Raw genomic sequence first — 17,325 nt, 5'->3', positions numbered from 1 at the left:
AATTTAAGAACCGATTTGTTGCATATAGCTTAATAACCAATTGGCAGCAGTAGCACGACGGGTCTGTCTTGGTCCAAATTCACCAATTTTATAACCTTGAAAACCCAACTTTTCTTTTAATAATTGTTTATTTTCTTGAGAAATTGAACGAGTTAACTTCACTGTTGGTGGGCGATTGGCGATAAAATCTGGTGGTTCGGGATAGTCTTTTTTCCAATCATCATTTACTTTACTAGTATCCCAAGTTTGCGTTGCTTGATTGTAACGATAACCAAGATAATACCAAACTAATTGATTAACAATACTATCATCAATCTCTTCCTTGAGAATTGCCCAAATTGTATCTGTATTTAATGGTGGTAGATTTGACATAAAAAATTGCTTTTAAGCAACTAACGATAACTATGATATATATTTTTAATTAATTCTAAGTAAGTTGAACTAGATAGTTTTTAAGCTGAATAATGCTTCTGCTTTTTTTTAAAACATTATTTTCAGCAATTTTAACTAAGAAATTAACAAAATAAAATTAAATTTTGCGCTTTGAGACTTTTTTTTGGGCAATCTTAAGTAGAGACGTACCATGGTACTTCTCTACTGATAACTGGTCTCAAATAGATAAAGATGAAAGTTTTAAAAACTACAGCGTCATCAAAAGAAACCAAGATTAGGTTTACAGGATTACCTTTACGCCTAATTTTAGTCTTACCTTTTGTAGCGCAAATTGTCGGCGCAGTGGGACTAGTAGGTTATCTTTCCTTTGAAAATGGACAACAAGCAGTTAATGATCTTGCCAATCGCTTAATCGACAAAAGCAGTAATTTAGTCTCCGAACACCTCGATCACTATTTAGAAACGCCTCAAAAACTCAATCAAATTAATCTTGATGCGATCGCTCTAGGATTGTTGGACTTAAAAGATTTTCAAACATCAGGGCATTATTTTTGGAAACAACTGCAAGCGTATCCAGATATCACTTTCATTTCCTACGCACTGACGACGGGCGAATATGCTGGTGCAGGAAGATATTTAGATGGACAAGGTGTAACTATCGATGAACGTTCGCTTACTACTAAAATGAAAACCTATACTTACGCTACAGATAATCAGGGCGATCGTACTAAAGTTGTAACCATCTCAAATGATTACAATCCTCTGGAAGAGTCGGCTTACTGGGAAGCAGTCAAAGCAGGTAAACCAATCTGGGGTTCAGTATACAACTGGGATGATACGCCTGAATTTATTTCAGTTTCAATCAATAGCCCTATCTATGACAAAAATCATCAGTTACTCGGTACAGTTGGAATCGATCTCCTTTTAACTGGGATTAGCGAGTTCTTACAACAATTAACAATTAGCCCTAGTGCTAAGACTTTTATTATCGAACGCGACGGTTTATTAATTGCTAGTTCTAGTACTGAAAAGCCTTTTACTTTAATCAATGGTGTAGCTACCAGACTGAATGCTACCAAGAGTTCCGACTCTCAAATTCAAACCACAACTCAATATTTACAACAAAAATTTGGTAATTTTCAAGCAATCAAAGAAGAACAAAAATTAAGTTTTGAATTACAAGGAGAGCGTCAGTTTGTTCGAGTTACTCCCTGGCAAGATCAATATGGTTTGGATTGGTTAGTAGTCACTACTATTCCTGAATCAGACTTCATGGCACAGATTAATGCCAACACTCAGACAACCATCATCCTATGTTTTTTAGCACTAATAGTAGCTATGGGTTTAGGATTAATTACTTCTCGTTGGATTACCAAACCTATCCTGCGTTTAGGTAAAGCATCTGTTGCCATTGCCCAAGGAGATTTAAATCAACAGGTAGAAGTTAGAGGCATCATCGAATTGGGAGTTTTATCCCACTCCTTTAATGAAATGGCGCAACAACTCCAAACGTCTTTTACTAATTTAGCTCGCAAAAATCAGGAATTTGTCAAAGTCAACGAAAAATTAGACCGAGCAAATCAGGAATTAGCCAAAGCTAACGATGAACTAGAAACCAGAGTCGAACAAAGAACCGCCGAACTACAACAAGCTAAAGATATAGCAGAACTTGCCAATCGTGCTAAAAGCGAATTTTTGGCTAATATGAGTCACGAACTTCGTACTCCTCTGAATGCCATTCTTGGTTTTACACAACTGATGAACCGTGAAACTTCTCTAACTAAAAAACAACAAGAGAATCTCGGTATTATCAATCGCAGTGGCGAACACTTACTCTCTTTAATCAATGATGTCCTGGATTTAGCCAAAATCGAGTCAGGACAAATGACTTTCTATCCTACGGATTTCGATTTGTATACTCTGTTAAATTTAATCGAAGAAATGTTAGCTTTAAAAGCAGAATCTAAAGGTTTACAGCTTCTGATCGAACGTAGCAGCAATTTACCTCGATATATCCAAACCGACGACAAAAAACTACGTCAAGTTTTAATTAATTTATTAGGAAATGCGATTAAGTTTACTAACGACGGTAGTGTTACTTTACGGGTTAGTTTAGTTAGAGAAGAAGAGGAGAAAAGGGGAACAGGAGACATCTGCCTTGCCTTTGAAGTAGAAGACACGGGTGCGGGCATTGCGGATGAAGAAATTGATAATTTATTTGAACCATTTGTCCAAACTCAAACAGGTAAACAATTGCAACAAGGAACTGGTTTGGGTTTACCAATTAGTAAAGAGTTTGTTGAATTGATGGGCGGAGAGATTAGTGTTAGTTCTCAAGTAGGTAAAGGTACAATTTTTAAATTTTATATTCAAGCTTTGCTTAGTGAAGCCAATAGAATTGAAGCGAAACTACAAACTAAAAGAGTAATTGCTCTTGAATTTAATCAACAAGAATATCGTATTTTAATAGTAGACGATCGCTGGGAAAATCGACAACTATTGATTAAGTTATTACAACCAATTGGTTTTCAAGTACAAGAGGCAACCAACGGACAAGAAGCCGTACAACTTTGGGAAAGTTGGCAACCTCATCTGATTTGGATGGATATGAGAATGCCTATTATGAATGGTTATGAAGCTACTCAACAAATAAAATCTCATCTCAAAGGACAAGCTACCGCAATTATTGCCCTTACTGCCAGTACTCTTGAAGAAGAAAAAGCAGTTGTTCTCTCTGCTGGTTGTGATGATTTTGTGCGCAAACCTTTTCGGGAAAAAGTAATTTTTGAAAAGATGAGTCAATATTTGGGAGTTCGTTATCTCTACGAAAATCTTGACTGTGAAGACAATTCTGAATTAGCAGCTCTTGAAAAATTAACCGCCGAAGCTTTAGCAATTATGTCTGATCAATGGTTAGAAGAACTTTCTGAAGCTGCTGCTTTGATTAATAATCAACTAATTGCTCAATTATTAGCAGAAATACCCCACGACCAGCAAAATTTAGCCAAAGCTATCCAAAAAGAAGTAGATGATTTTGATTTTGAACGTATTATGAATCTGGCTCAAGAAGCTGTCAATTTATGAATAATATTCAGTTCAATTCTTTTTTAGCAAATATTTTAATAGTCGATGATATTCCTGATAATTTAAGAGTTTTGTCTACAACTCTAAGCGAGCAAGGTTATCAAGTTCGTTGCGCTAAAAATGGTGTTATGGCATTAATTACAGCTAAAAAAAATCCACCTGATTTAATTCTGCTGGATATCAAAATGCCCGATCTCGACGGCTATGAAGTTTGTGAGAAACTTAAAGCAGATCAATTAACTCGTGAAATTCCCATCATTTTCTTGAGTGCGTTTGATGGGGTTGTGGATAAGGTAAAAGCTTTTGCGGTGGGTGGGGTAGATTATATTACTAAACCTTTTCAAATTGAAGAAGTTCTAGCTCGCATCCAGCATCAATTAGCTTTACAAGCAGCTAAAGCAGAAATTTCTTTATTAAATACCCAATTAGAACAAAAAGTTCAACAAAGAACTAAACAATTAGAACAAGTTATTCATAAACTAAATCAAGAAATTGCTCAACACAAACAAACACAACAATTACTATTAGCTCAGGCTTTACATGATGCTTTGACTGGTTTACCTAATCGGACTTTGTTTATGGAGCATTTGCAAAAAGCTCTACAACGTAGTTACAGAAATCAAGATTATTTGTTTGCTGTTCTGTTTATTGACCTCGATCGCTTTAAAATTATTAATGATAGTTGGGGACACGCAGTAGGTGATCAACTTTTAATTGCGATCGCTGATATTTTGAAAAAATGTTCTCGTGATGTAGATACGGTTGCTCGGTTGAGTGGAGATGAGTTTACTATTCTTCTAGAAGATTTACAAGATTTTCAAGATGCGATCGCGATCGCCGAAAGATTATTAGCTCAACTTACTTCTCCTATTCATTTACAAGAGCGGAAAGTTTTTTCTGGTGCTAGCATTGGTATCGTTTTGGGTTCGACACATTATCAAAATGGTATCGAGTTATTACGGGATGCCGATATTGCCATGTATCGTGCTAAAGCTTTAGGAAAAGGACGTTATGCTATCTTCGATCAAGAAATGTACGCTCAGACGATTCATCTTTCTCAACTAGAAACAGACTTGCGTTTAGCTATCGAACGTCAAGAATTTCTACTTAATTATCAACCAATTGTCTCTTTAAAAACTCGTCAGGTGATCGGTTTTGAAGTACTGTTACGCTGGCAACATCCCCTAACTGGTTTAATTTCTCCTGGTGATTTTATTGCGATCGCTGAAGATACGGGTTTAATTGAACCAATTGGTGAATGGGTGTTACGAGAAGCTTGTCAACAGTTACGTACTTGGCAAACCAAATTTCCTCATGCTTCATCTCTGCATCTAAGCATTAATCTTTCGATTAGACAAATTCAACAATTTGATTTTATAGAAAAACTAGCTCGAATTTTAGCTGAAACTAGTTTAAATGGGGAAAATCTTCGTTTAGAACTTACAGAAACTATGTTAATGGATCAAGGAGATAAAACAATTGAACTTCTTACTCAAATCAAAGAGCAAAAAATTCAATTAAGTATTGATGATTTTGGTACAGGTTATTCATCCCTCAGTTATTTACATCGTTTCCCAATTGATACTCTTAAAATCGATCGCTCTTTTGTCAGTTTGATCAATGCTGAAGGAGAAAATTGTGAAATCGTGAAGACAATTATTACTTTAGCTCATTCTCTAGGCATGAAAGCGATCGCAGAAGGAGTAGAAACACCTCATCAAGTAACTCATCTCAGTAAGTTGGGTTGTGAAGCAGCGCAAGGGTATTTCTTTTCTAAACCTCTTAATTTACAGTTAGCTGAATCAATTATTGCTACCAATCCTCAATGGTAAAGTATTTCAGTTACCAGTTACCAGTTACCAGTTATCAGTTATCAGTTATCAGTTACCAGTTACCAGTTATCAGTTATCAGTTATCAGTTACCAGTTACCAGTTATCAGTTATCAGTTATCAGTTATAAATATTTTTTTTCTTCTGTTTTCTGTCTTCTACTTTCTATTTTTTTTCACTGATATGATGATTATTGAAAAGAATTTAAATATAATTTTTTAGAGTTGTTGGCAAAAATTTACTTTATCGCTCAATGAATATTTCTTGTTTAACATAAGATGATAAAAGTGTAAGTTTTTGTTTGAAATGATTGGATTCAAATCCTACTAATCCTAAAATTAAAAGTAATCCTGTTAAGCTAAATAACCAGTATTTAAGTAATTTGTGTTTGTTTTTAATTTCAATTTCTAAAGAGGTTTTAAGTTCATCAAATTTTTCCTCTATTTTATTATTAATTTCTTCAATGCGATCGCTTTTGATTTTAGTTTTTTTATTTAATTGTGTTACTGTCTCTTTATCTTGATGTACTGTATTAGCTAATTGCTGTAATTGTGTCGTAATTGTTTGACTTTGTTGGGTAAAACTTTGGTATTCAAGTTGAACTTGTTGCTGAAGATTGTGTAAGTTTGATTCAATCTCAACTACAGTATTAGTCTGATTCTGATTAATTTCTGAAAGTTTTAATATTGTTGCTTTAATTTCGTTAGATTCAGTTAATTGTGCTTGGCAACTTTGAGCATAAGTTTGGATTTCTTGATGAAGTGTTTCTAATTTATTATTAATTTCTTCAACGCGATCGCTTTTGATTTTAGTTTCTTGATTTAATTGTGTTACTATCTCTTTATCTTGATATACTGTATTAGCTAATTGCTGTAATTGTGTCGTAATTGTTTGGCTTTGTTGGGTAAAACTTTGGTATTCAAGTTGAACTTGTTGCTGAAGATTGTGTAAGTTTGATTCAATCTCAACTACAGTATTAGTCTGATTCTGATTAATTTCTGAAAGTTTTAATATTGTTGCTTTAATTTCGTTAGATTCAATTAATTGTGCTTGGCAACTTTGAGCATAAGCTTTTATTTCTTGATGAAGTGTTTCTAATTGAAGTTGAATTTCTTCAACGCGATCGCTTTTGATTTTAGTTTCTTGATTTAATTGTTTTACTGTCTCTTTATCTTGTTGAATTTGATTAATTATTTCATAGCTTGTTTTAACTTGATCACTAAAAATATCACAATCCTGTTTGATTGTTTGATGATACTTAATTAAATCATTTTTATCTTCATCAATCTGAGCTTTAAAGTTATTCCATTCAATACAGGTATTTTTAATCTCTCTACCTTGAGCTTTAATCTCTTCCAGTACAGATAAACTTATTTCAAATAATTCTCGTTTTTTATCTATTTCTTGATTTAATTGATTACAGTTATTTTCTAAATTGCTTAAGAAAATGTTGAGCTTCTTCTTGTAATTTATATTCTATTATCCTGATTTGTTCTCCTCCTTCAACAGCATATTCAGGATCAGCACAGGATGGAATTTGAGCGTATGAATTTCCCTCTTGTTTATTTATTTCTTTAGCTCTTTCTATAAATTGTTCAGCAAATTCTAAGATTTTTTTTGAATTACGATAATTGTAAAGTAAGTTTGTTCTTTTTTTTAGCTCTAAATGTCCCCAATCAAAATTTACTGGTTGAATACGCTGATTCAAATCTCCTTCCAGGTGCGCTTTGAATTAGTAAACTTTTATTTCTAATATCTTCTGTGCTTAGATTATAGTTATATTTATTAATTGAATCTATTAAATCTTCAATTACTTCTCTTTGATGACTTGTTAATTGAGGAGAATAACGATAACCACCGTAAATAAATCTAAACCAATTACTTTGCCCTTCATTATTCCATTTATAAATTGGTGTTGCTACAGATTTTTCTTCAGGTAATTGGGCAATATTTTGCCAATGAATTAGATGACTACATCGACGATTTTTTAAATTTTGTTTATAAGCATCTCTCCGTTGTACAACTTGAATAATTACGATATCTTCTGCAAAGAAATACCAAATTACACGCAGTTTATCCGTGCGGTTATATTTAGTTCGCTCAAATGAATCATATCCTCGAAGTTTTTTGGTGTGAGCAAAATCCGATTGACTTAGACGAATAACAATATCTTTTAACTTTTCTAAATCCTTAGACGACAATACTTATATTTCGCGAAAAGCAGCCTTCGCAAAGTAAATCTCAGACATATCTGTATTCGTTGAGTGTGAGGAGAAAGGAATTATAATTTTAGAATTCCCGTTATTTTGCTGGAACTAACAGATTTTTCAGAAAATTCTCTATAAATCTCAATTTATCTAATTTTCTAATGCAGCCTAAATCCTGGCAGGTAGGAATTGTTTTATCGATTGGTGTTGTCGCAGTTTCTACCGCAGCAATTTTGATTCGCTTGGCAATGGCAGCAGCAGCAACTAATAGTGTGGGTTTTAGTCTCTTTATTGCTGCATCTCGTTTAATTATCTCTGCTGTAATCTTAATTCCTGCTTGGCAAAACTTTAAAAAACATCAAGTTACTACTAAAGCTCTAATTTTTGCGATCGCGAAGTATGAGCGAACCTCTCGCTGCTGGAATTTGTTTGGCTTTACATTTTGCAACTTGGATTACTTCTTTAGCTTTTACTTCAATCGCTGCTTCTACCGCTTTAGTAACTACTAATCCAATTTGGGTAGCTATTTTATCGCGAGTTTGGTTAAAAGAAAAACTGAATAAATACAGTATTATCGGTATCTTAATTGCCTTAACAGGAGGAATAATTATTGCCTTAGCTGATTATGAATCAAAACAGCTTACCAATCCTATTTTGGGAGATATTTTAGCTTTAATCGGGGCTTGGATGACTAGCTTATATTTTTTATTTGGTTCGCAAGCACAAAGACAAGGCTTAAATATCAGTAATTACATTGCCGTCTCTTATTCCACCGCAGCTTTAATTTTATTTCCTTTACCTCTACTCTTTGGAGTCAATTATTTTGATTATCCGAGTAAAGTTTATTTTTATGTGTTATTAATGGCGATTATTTCGCAATTAATTGGTCATACTAGTTTTAACTGGGCAATCAAATGGATTTCTCCAACTTTTGTCACTTTAAGTATTTTATTTGAACCAATCGGCTCTAGTTTGTTAGGATATTTTCTTTTCGCTGAAACACCTCCTAATTTAGTCATTGTCGGAGGATTGGTACTTTTACTGGGGGTTGCTTTGGCAACTATTACTAAATAAATAGTGTTTTAAAAAACAATTAACAAAATATAGGAAATATCAAGATTTATTCCGTCAATCTTCTGGCAAACTAACCTGTAACTAGAACTGTGAGGAAATAAGCTAATGGGAATTGTGATTAGCACAGTAAATATGAAAGGCGGAGTAGGTAAAACTACTCTCACTGTAAATCTTGCTACTTGTTTAGCCAAAAATCACGGCAAGCGAGTTTTAGTTTTAGATTTAGATTCGCAAATTAGTGCAACTTTAAGCTTAATTTCTCCCCACGATTTTGCCAAAATGCGGAAAAAAAGACGCACTTTAAGTTATCTAATCGATCAGGTAATTAGTCCTAATCCTTGGAGTAAACTTGAAATTCAAGACCTTATTTATGCCAATATTTGTAACATTGAAGGTTTGGAATTATTACCAGGAGATATTGAGCTTTACGATGAATATCTAGTTTCGGAAATGTTACATAAAAAAGCTTTAGAAGAGGATGAACAAGAGTTTGAAAAAATATGGGATAATTTTGAAAGAATTTTAATTAAACAAATCGTCGATCAAGTGATTGATGATTACGATTTCATTATTATGGACTGCGCTCCTGGGTATAATTTGCTAACTCGCAGTGGTATTGCTGCTAGTAATTATTACTTACTGCCTGCTCGTCCTGAACCGCTTTCTTTAGTAGGTATTCAACTATTAGAAAGAAGAATTGCGAAACTCAAAGAAAGTCATCAAAATATCGAACCACTAAATATCAATTTGCTAGGGATTGTTTTTGTTCTCTCGGCAGGAGGATTAATGGGCAGATATTACAAACAAGTAATGAAAAGAGTTAGAGACGATTATTACCCTTCTCAATTATTTACTAACTCTATTCCTATGGATGTTAATGTTGCTAAAGCTGTAGATTTATTTACTCCCGCAGTAATAGCTATGCCGAATTCTGTTGGTTCTAAAGCTTTTGTCAAATTAACCGAAGAATTGATCGAAAAAGTTAAGGTTGGTAACACAGAATTAATGGCTGTACATTAAAGTAGTGAAACATCTTTATTGGCTCTCACAAATCAGTCCATCTGAGCAATCTTTCGTTGGAGAAAAAGTATTTATTTTGAGTCAGCTTTTACAGCATGGCTATCCGATTTTGCCTGGTTATGTGATTGGTACGCCAATATTAAAAGAGTTTCTGGAAAATTTTAATGATGCTCAATCGTTAATTGCTAATTTACCTAATTCTTCTTTACATCTCAATGTAGATAATTATTTGGTACTTCAGTCAGTTGCGCAAAAAAGTCGTCAAATTATTCTGGAAACTCCTTTTCCTGAGCAATGGCAAGCAGAAATTTTTGCAGCAGCAACGCAATTAAATGCTCAAACTTTGATTGTTCGCCCTTCTTTAGTGGTTTCTCACCATTACCAACGAATGACTACAGGTTTATGGCGATCGCATAGTTGTCGTTGTCAACCAAACACTTTAACTAAGACGATCAAAAAAGTTTGGGCAGATTTATTTGGGGCAAAAAGTTTATTCTATTGGCAAAAATTGGGAATTGATTTAGAAAAACTTAATTTAGCTGTTTTAGTTCAACCTTTATATAATGCCAAGGCTTCTGGTATTGTCGAATTAAAGTCAGATCGTCTCTTTATTTCGGCTACTTTGGGTTTAGGGCATAGTCTTCTCAGAGGAGAAATACAACCAGATTTTTATGAAATAGACCGCAAAACTTTAAATATTATTAATCGTCAGTTGGGGATTAAAACTTTAGCTTATCGTCTTCAAAATATCAGCCAAGCAGAAGAAGACAATTGTTTAGAAGTAGAGCTAACAACTGAAGCAGAACAAGAACAATTTGCAGTAGATGATAATACCTTAACTCGTTTAATTCAATCAATTGAAGATTTAGCTCAAAAAAGAAGGCATATTAATTATTTAGAATGGACTTTACCCCAAAATAGTATTGATAAATTTTATTTTACTCAGTTAAATTATTTTTCCACTGCCTCTTGGCAAAGTACCGATCAACCTTTACTAACTGGAATAGCTGCTGCTTCAGGAATAGTTAAAGCAACTGTTGAGGTTAATCTTGATTCTATGCTTTCTTCTGAGCAAATCAAACCAGGTAGTATTGTTGTTTTAAAACAGCTTGCTCCTCATCAAATTTCTCTACTACAACACATTGGTGGAATTATTACCGAACAAGGTGGTATTACCAGTCATGGAGCAATCTTAGCCAGGGAATTAGGTATTCCTGCCATTGTGGGAGTTAATAACGCTACACAACTGCTGCAAACAGGAGACAAAATCTTACTCAACGGTAATACTGGCAAGATTTATCGATTATCACCAGAGGAAAAAATAATGAGTAGTTGGGAGCAAAAGGAAGAAGAAGCGAGGACTAGAGTGGATTCTTTAGGATGGTTACAAAGCGATCGCTCTTTAATGAATCCTTATCCGATTGCTACTCAACTGATGGTTAATTTGAGTCAAACTAATCTGGTTGATAGTGCTGCTTATTTACCAATTGATGGAGTTGGTTTGATTCGTGCTGAGTTGATGCTAGCAGATCTGATTAGCTCTAATAATTTTTTAGCTCAAGTCTCTTCTTCAAATTTATTGGGAGAGATTATCAATCGTTTGAGTCAGTTTGTGACAAGTTTTACTCCTAGACCTATATTTTATCGTTCTTTGGATTATTGTTTTGGGGCAAAAAAAACTGAAATTAATCCGATTGTGGGTAAAAGAGGTACGTACAATTACCTCTCTGATTCGAGCTTATTTAAATTAGAGTTATCTGCTTTGGCACAGTTGTATTCAGAAGGTTATACTAACTGCCATCTGATTTTGCCTTTTGTGCGTAGTATTGCCGAAGTTACTTATTGCCGTCGTTTGATCGATGAAGTTGGTTTAACTAGACAACCGAATTTTCAACTGTGGATGATGGCAGAAATCCCCTCGGTGATGTTTTTAATTGAAGAATACGTACAGGCAGGAATCCAAGGAATAGCTATTGGTACAAATGATCTAACTCAACTACTGTTAGGAATAGATCGAGAACAAGCAGACTTTGCTGCTAGTGGATTAACTGCCAATCATCCTGCCGTGTTAAAAGCGATCGCACAAATTATTAAAGCTGCTCAACAAGCTGGTATTCCTTGCTCAATTTGCGGTCAAGCTCCTGTACAATATCCTCAACTAATTGACCAGTTAGTTCGATGGGGTATTACGACCATTTCTGTCGAACCAGAAGCTGTAATTCCTACTTACAAAGCGATCGCTCGTGCTGAACATCGTTTATGTTTAGAAGTAGCTCGTCAATCTTTAGGGAATGTAAATGTCAACCGTTTCCCTGGTAATCAAACGACTATTAAACATTGACAATAAGACTTTTGACAGAGAACAACCTTATAACTTTTGTTAGAGGGATTAGTTTCTGATTATAGCTACTTTGAATCTATGTTCGGAAAAGCCAATCGGCTGAGAATCAATCTAAGATTTTGAGCCGATTTTGTTTCTAATCTGTCTTCATGACTAGTTAATGAAACTCCGAAACTCAAAAAATTATTGAAAATGGACTTATAGAGGCTCATCATGATTCATTTGATTTCTAAAGCGATCGCTCGCGTCAGTTCCCTTTTAAAATTAGTTCAAGTAAAAAGTTTTCTTGCTACTGTATTTGTGGGATTAATCTTGCTAACAAGCGGTTTTAATAGTGCAAGCAACAATCAAGCTTTAAATAATATTAGTGACAAAGTATTTGAATCTAATTCTGAAAGACCTACTACCACAAGAGAATGGTATCAAAAAGCTCGCGAAACTGAAAACAACCCAGGCGAAAGGCTTGCAGAAATTGGTAAAGAGTCAGCACAAGCTGTAAAAGAATTCGGTCAATTGTATCCAGACACTGCTGAAAGAACTGCTCCTGATGCTTTAAAAGATTAGTTAACAAATCAATAAACACCGAGGGACAATTGCTTAATTGTCCTTCATATTTTTTTTAAATACTATAAAGGCAAAATTTCTTTTGATTGAGATTTAATACTAACTTTTTCTTCTTTATTTTGTTTAATTTCTATCGTTATTTGACTAAGTTTGTCATACAATTTTTGATTATTTTTAATCGACCACCAATCGTAAAGAAAAATTTCTATCGGTCGCCACATAGCTACCCAACCAATAATTACTAATCCTTCTTGAAAAATATGAGTGAGAGGGCCACTTGCTAGCCAATTTGTAAATTCTGTAGTACTAATACAAGTAAACAAAAATACCAGTCCAATTATTAAAGAAGTACGACCTTGGCGTAGAATTGTTCGTAATTCTTTTTCAGAATTTTGTTTTCTGTAATCAAAGTAATGATGAATAGCTTCAGGTAAAATTTGTTTGGCTTCGTCTTGCTTTTCTGGTGGGAGGTAAAAAATTAATTTGAGTGGTGTATTGATTGAAAATTCTCTTACCGACTGAACAATATAATTTTCAACCTCATCATCCAAATCTTTTTCAATAAAAGGAGAAGGATCAAAAGAATTGAATAGTTGGCTAATACTACTCAGTTTCACCTCTACTAAATAAGTTTTACCTTCACTGTTGTAATAGGACTTCAGTTTGTTCATGAAAATTTGAATTCAGTTACCAATATCAGTTACTAATTACTAATTACTAATTACTAAATTATGAGGAATTAATAATCAACCATTAACAATTACAAGTAAAAATCAAAGTATTAACTGTACTTTATAGCCTTTAAAAAATTCCTTGACCATTTTGATTAAATTCTGCCACTGTTTGATTAGATAACTCGTGAGTCGTCATAGCTTGAAGAGTTGTTAGAGGAATAGTTAAATGATGCGCACCTGCTTGTAGTGTTGCTGCTGCTTCTTCGGGAGATTTAAGACTAGCAGCCAAAATTTCTGTGTTGCTACCTGCCAAGATAGCTGCCATGTCTCGAACTAAAACCAAACCATCTCCTAGGAGTCGAGTAGCACGGTTAACATAAGCGATCGCATATTTTGCTCCTGCTGCTGCTGCTACTGCTGCTTGTGCTGGACTATAAATTGCTGTGACAGAACAATTAATTTCTTTTGATAAATAAGCAGTTACTTGAAATCCTAATTCGGTCGCAGGAATTTTTAAAACAGTTTTTTTACCAATTATTTCCCGTGCTTTTCTGCCTTCGGCTACCATACTATCAAAATCAGTAGTACAAAGTTGATAATATAATTCTCCAGGACTAATTTTTGTCAGTTTGGTTAAAGTTTCGCTTGGTGATAAATCACTTTTTGCTAGTAAAGTTGGATTGGTGGTAATGCCTTTAATCCATCCCATTTTTACTGCTATTTTTGCTTCTTCAATGATAGCTGAATCTAAATAAATCATTTTTGTAATTATTGGATTGAAATCAAGTTTAATTATGACATTATTAAATAGCTAATAAATGAAGTAAGCCACAATCCTAAATAAAGATAAGCAACTTTAATTTTCAAGGAATTAGAACGCTCTTTCCAGATAATTATATTAATCACAAAAACAATAGGAGATAACAAAAATATTAATAAATCAATAACTAACAAATAATAATTATTAAAAGATATATTCATTTGAATAAGATGTATTCCTCTTAATAAGATACATTTCGTTTCCCTGGTTTTTCCTAATGGTTAATAGTTGGTCGCTACGCGCACCTTCGGTGAGGTTGATTATTCATCCCTCATAATTTAGTAATTAGTAACTGATTAATTAAATCCTACAGGAGGCCAGGTACTAATTACAAAAATAATTACTGCCAAAGCAGCTAACAAAGCTTCAATTACGTTACCAATAATCGAGCCGATTACAATACCTAAACTTACCTTAAAAGCTTGTTGAAATCTTTCCTGAGATTCTAAATCTTTTCGATAAAGAAATTCACCAATAAACGCTCCCAAAATTGCGCCAAACAGAAGTCCAATTAAAGGGCCTCCAAAAGGTAAAGCGGGTAGCAAACCTAAAAAACCCAATGCCATTCCTGCGATCGCGCCATATTGACCCCATTTACTAGCACCAACTTGTTTAGCCCCTAAATAAAGAGCTAAATATTCAATTCCTGCACTAAGAATTAAGACAATAAATATTAAAATCAGAGGCAATCCAATCCCAGTAAATCCTGTTGCTACGCTCCAAATTAAAATACCAATTAAAATTAGACTACTACCAGGAAGACCAGGAATAATTGCACCGATTACCCCTAAGATCATCAAACCAAGTACAAGCCAATAAATTAAAGTAATATCCATATTTATTTACCTTTATTTTTCAAAAAATTAACTGATAAAAAAGTAACCACAAAAACATGAAAATATTATTAAATTATTTTTATTTTTACTGCTTCTTTTATATTTTAAGAATGTTTATTATTTTATAATGTGGTAACTGGTAACTAATAACTGGTAACTAATAACTGGTAACTGGTAACTGGTCACTGGTAACTGGTAACTGGTCACTGGTAACTGGTAACTGGTCACTGTCAAAGCCGAGAACCAACAATTTGAGCAAATTTTTGTTGACCTTCTTCTAATTCGGCAGGAATACCATTGGGAAAATTTTCTTGAATGATTGCTCCAAGTCGTTCTGTTCTATTACCTGGATTGGGATGAGTACTAAAAAATTCTGCTGGTTGTTGTCCGTTTCTAGAAGAGGCAAGAATTTGCATTAATTCTACAATTCCTTGAGGGTTATAACCTGCTTCTGTCATAAAACGAAAACCCAAGCGATCGCTTTCCAACTCATCTTCTCGTCCATATTTTAAATTAACCATTTGATTGACAGCTTGAGCCAAAATCGCAGCTTGTCTAGCACTTTCAGGGGTATCACTAGCAGCAATACCAACGGCATTTACTAAAGCAGCGCCTAATTGTTGTTTAGCAAGATGTTCTGCCCCGTGTCTAGCTACTACATGAGCAATTTCGTGTCCTAATACTCCTGCTAACTGTGCTTCTGAATTTAACCTCCCCAACAAAGCAGCCGTAATAAATACTTGTCCTCCAGGTAAAGCAAAAGCGTTAATTGTTTGAGTATCTCGTAATAAATGAAATTCAAAAGGATAGGAAGATTGATTGACTGAAGATTGTTGAACTATGCGATCGCCTACTTGATCTACATATGCTTGTAAAGTTTGATCGGGATACAAACCATTGTGTTTAGCAGCCATTTCCTGACGAGATTGTAATCCGATTATTACTTCTTGACGAGGAGAAAGTTGAAGTCTCTGTTTTTCGCCTGTAATAGGATTTTCTGTTACATTAACAAAATAATTAAATAACGCAAAAATTGAAAATAATAAACCAATACCTAGACGAATAAATAGGCTACTCACTGATTACTTACTCCAATTAGACTTTGAAAGGATAGTATCATGACCAAAAATTATCTTTCTTTAGTCTTCTAGATAATTTTATTAAGTCGCTGAAAATGATGTAGTATCCTAGGGATGTATAGATCGTGAAACTAACAGCTAAAATCTGCTCATTGTATATTAATAAATAGGTTTAAATTAACCCTTTATTTCTCTTGTATGAATAGTATATTTGTCTTTCGTTGGTATTTTTTAGTTTTAAGTGCTGCTTTACTTGTAATGAAGTTCACAGCTTTACCAGTGAAAGCACAAGTTAAACTTTATAATCCGATCGATCTCTCTTCCCAGAAGGAAATTGCTGATACTTTAACCGAACGAGATATTCCCACTGGAGAAGGAGGCTTTGCTAGAGATTATACCGTTAATCTTAAAGCAGGAGATCAAGTGGCGATTGACTTAATTTCTGAGGATTTCGATACGATGGTGATGCTGATAGCATCTGATGGTTCTACTGTAGCTGAAAACGATGATGGCCCGGACGGCACGACTAATTCTTTATTATTTTCGCGTATTAATGAAGATGGTCAATATATTGTTCGTGTCCGTGCTTTTGGTGAAACTAGTGGGGGAAAATTTAATTTGAAACTAACCCGTTTAAGAGCAGAAAAAACCGAGCAAGCTCAATAATTTTAGTTTTAAAATTCTGATTTATTTTATTAGAATGATCTTAAACAAAATAATAAGCGATCACAACAACTAATTTTACCATTACTATTAGCAATAAATATCTTTTGCAGCGACCTAAATATTCAGTGGGCGGTCAAAAAAAATTTGCCCACCCTGATTTAATCTTGTTTAATCAAAGTTACTCTGGATCAGACTTCAAACGATAATCCGCATCTAACCAGCAGAGAGGAAGATTTTCTCCAGATGGAAAAACTAAATCTTCTTTAGAAAAAGATTCTGTTGGTTGTTCATTTTGACCATCTTGTAATTTTCCTTGAACAGTATCATGAGTTGGACTAAATAAATCATCTAGTTCTACAACTTTCAGCAGACTACCAGATTGTTTGTCTTTTAAAAACATGAATAAATCCTTAATGAGGTTAATACTGTTAATTAGCTTTCTCGTGAACTGTGTCGAGGTTTGGCTTAACTAACTTCCTCATCGTATTTTTAGTTTGACTGACTTTTCATCCCACGAAAGATTTATAAATTACAGCTATTTGCAGTTGAATCGAATATATAGCAGTTCTCATATTGGATGTTACGTCTGTACAAAAGCGCTTCGGCGTCAGAAACGTGAAACGAAGGATCAAAAAGTTGATCTGCTATTGGCTGTGGACAAACAATCAACCATTAACGCTCTATCAGTATCGAACGGATGTACCTCGTGGATTCGAGAAACGCTATAGTTGATTGGT

16 protein-coding genes are annotated in these 17,325 nt (G+C 34.1%); 8 read left to right on the top strand and 8 right to left on the bottom strand.

Annotated elements, in window-relative coordinates:
- Nucleotides 1-3: 3 nt before the first annotated feature.
- Nucleotides 4-372 (bottom strand): DUF1823 family protein, encoded by a 369-nt coding sequence (locus STA7437_RS05545; protein WP_015192387.1) that lies wholly within the window; start codon nucleotides 370-372, stop codon nucleotides 4-6.
- A gap of 252 nt (nucleotides 373-624) precedes the next feature.
- Here STA7437_RS05545 and STA7437_RS05540 point away from each other — a divergent pair, with 252 nt between their 5' ends.
- Nucleotides 625-3,477: a hybrid sensor histidine kinase/response regulator gene (locus STA7437_RS05540; RefSeq protein WP_015192386.1), complete on the top strand. Its 2,853-nt coding sequence runs from the start codon at nucleotides 625-627 to the stop codon at nucleotides 3,475-3,477.
- Nucleotides 3,474-5,309: a two-component system response regulator gene (locus STA7437_RS05535; protein WP_015192385.1), complete on the top strand. Its 1,836-nt coding sequence runs from the start codon at nucleotides 3,474-3,476 to the stop codon at nucleotides 5,307-5,309. Before STA7437_RS05540 ends, STA7437_RS05535 begins: the two co-directional genes overlap by 4 nt.
- A gap of 1,421 nt (nucleotides 5,310-6,730) precedes the next feature.
- Here the strand turns inward: STA7437_RS05535 and STA7437_RS05525 are convergent.
- Both STA7437_RS05525 and STA7437_RS05520 read right to left on the bottom strand, forming a co-directional pair.
- Nucleotides 6,731-7,015 (bottom strand): hypothetical protein, encoded by a 285-nt coding sequence (locus STA7437_RS05525; protein WP_041619202.1) that lies wholly within the window; start codon nucleotides 7,013-7,015, stop codon nucleotides 6,731-6,733.
- Entirely contained in the window at nucleotides 6,984-7,508 is a 525-nt protein-coding gene (locus STA7437_RS05520; RefSeq protein WP_041619197.1) for a hypothetical protein, read from the bottom strand. Before STA7437_RS05520 ends, STA7437_RS05525 begins: the two co-directional genes overlap by 32 nt.
- A gap of 167 nt (nucleotides 7,509-7,675) precedes the next feature.
- Here STA7437_RS05520 and STA7437_RS26835 point away from each other — a divergent pair, with 167 nt between their 5' ends.
- The 5 genes from STA7437_RS26835 (at nucleotide 7,676) to STA7437_RS05500 (ending at nucleotide 12,513) form a co-directional block, all read left to right on the top strand.
- Nucleotides 7,676-8,023, top strand: coding sequence for a hypothetical protein (locus tag STA7437_RS26835; protein WP_216087095.1), 348 nt, complete (start codon nucleotides 7,676-7,678; stop codon nucleotides 8,021-8,023).
- Nucleotides 7,914-8,588, top strand: coding sequence for a DMT family transporter (locus STA7437_RS05515; protein WP_216087094.1), 675 nt, complete (start codon nucleotides 7,914-7,916; stop codon nucleotides 8,586-8,588). The genes STA7437_RS26835 and STA7437_RS05515 overlap by 110 nt, the downstream gene beginning before the upstream one ends.
- Nucleotides 8,589-8,693: 105 nt before the next feature.
- Nucleotides 8,694-9,608 carry a ParA family protein gene (locus STA7437_RS05510; protein WP_015192384.1) on the top strand — a complete coding sequence of 305 codons (915 nt, stop codon included), beginning with the start codon at nucleotides 8,694-8,696 and terminating at the stop codon, nucleotides 9,606-9,608.
- Nucleotides 9,609-9,612: 4 nt separating this feature from the next.
- Nucleotides 9,613-11,949, top strand: a complete 2,337-nt coding sequence (locus STA7437_RS05505) for a putative PEP-binding protein (RefSeq protein ID WP_015192383.1) — start codon at nucleotides 9,613-9,615, stop codon at nucleotides 11,947-11,949.
- Between the two features lie 213 nt (nucleotides 11,950-12,162).
- On the top strand, nucleotides 12,163-12,513 hold the full coding sequence (locus tag STA7437_RS05500; RefSeq protein ID WP_015192382.1) for a hypothetical protein: 351 nt from the start codon (nucleotides 12,163-12,165) through the stop codon (nucleotides 12,511-12,513).
- 62 nt (nucleotides 12,514-12,575) lie between these two features.
- Here the strand turns inward: STA7437_RS05500 and STA7437_RS05495 are convergent, their stop codons facing one another.
- The 4 genes from STA7437_RS05495 to STA7437_RS05480 all read right to left on the bottom strand — a co-directional run bounded on the left by STA7437_RS05495 (nucleotide 12,576) and on the right by STA7437_RS05480 (nucleotide 15,922).
- On the bottom strand, nucleotides 12,576-13,184 hold the full coding sequence (locus tag STA7437_RS05495) for a hypothetical protein (protein WP_015192381.1): 609 nt from the start codon (nucleotides 13,182-13,184) through the stop codon (nucleotides 12,576-12,578).
- A 130-nt stretch (nucleotides 13,185-13,314) separates the two neighbouring features.
- Entirely contained in the window at nucleotides 13,315-13,947 is a 633-nt protein-coding gene (locus tag STA7437_RS05490; protein ID WP_015192380.1) for a transaldolase family protein, read from the bottom strand.
- Between the two features lie 356 nt (nucleotides 13,948-14,303).
- Nucleotides 14,304-14,843 (bottom strand): DUF456 domain-containing protein, encoded by a 540-nt coding sequence (locus STA7437_RS05485; RefSeq protein ID WP_015192378.1) that lies wholly within the window; start codon nucleotides 14,841-14,843, stop codon nucleotides 14,304-14,306.
- A gap of 230 nt (nucleotides 14,844-15,073) precedes the next feature.
- On the bottom strand, nucleotides 15,074-15,922 hold the full coding sequence (locus STA7437_RS05480; protein ID WP_015192377.1) for a M48 family metalloprotease: 849 nt from the start codon (nucleotides 15,920-15,922) through the stop codon (nucleotides 15,074-15,076).
- A 198-nt stretch (nucleotides 15,923-16,120) separates the two neighbouring features.
- Between STA7437_RS05480 and STA7437_RS05475 the strand changes: the two genes are divergently transcribed.
- Entirely contained in the window at nucleotides 16,121-16,588 is a 468-nt protein-coding gene (locus tag STA7437_RS05475) for a PPC domain-containing protein (protein WP_015192376.1), read from the top strand.
- Nucleotides 16,589-16,766: 178 nt separating this feature from the next.
- Here STA7437_RS05475 and STA7437_RS05470 read toward each other — a convergent pair whose 3' ends face one another.
- Nucleotides 16,767-16,988 (bottom strand): hypothetical protein, encoded by a 222-nt coding sequence (locus tag STA7437_RS05470; protein WP_015192375.1) that lies wholly within the window; start codon nucleotides 16,986-16,988, stop codon nucleotides 16,767-16,769.
- Between the last annotated feature and the right edge of the window lie 337 nt (nucleotides 16,989-17,325).

Source organism: Stanieria cyanosphaera PCC 7437 (assembly GCF_000317575.1).
In the GTDB taxonomy this organism is placed as follows: domain Bacteria; phylum Cyanobacteriota; class Cyanobacteriia; order Cyanobacteriales; family Xenococcaceae; genus Stanieria; species Stanieria cyanosphaera.
Note: the sequence above shows the minus strand (reverse complement) of the source record. Positions and strands in the feature narration are given on the sequence as shown.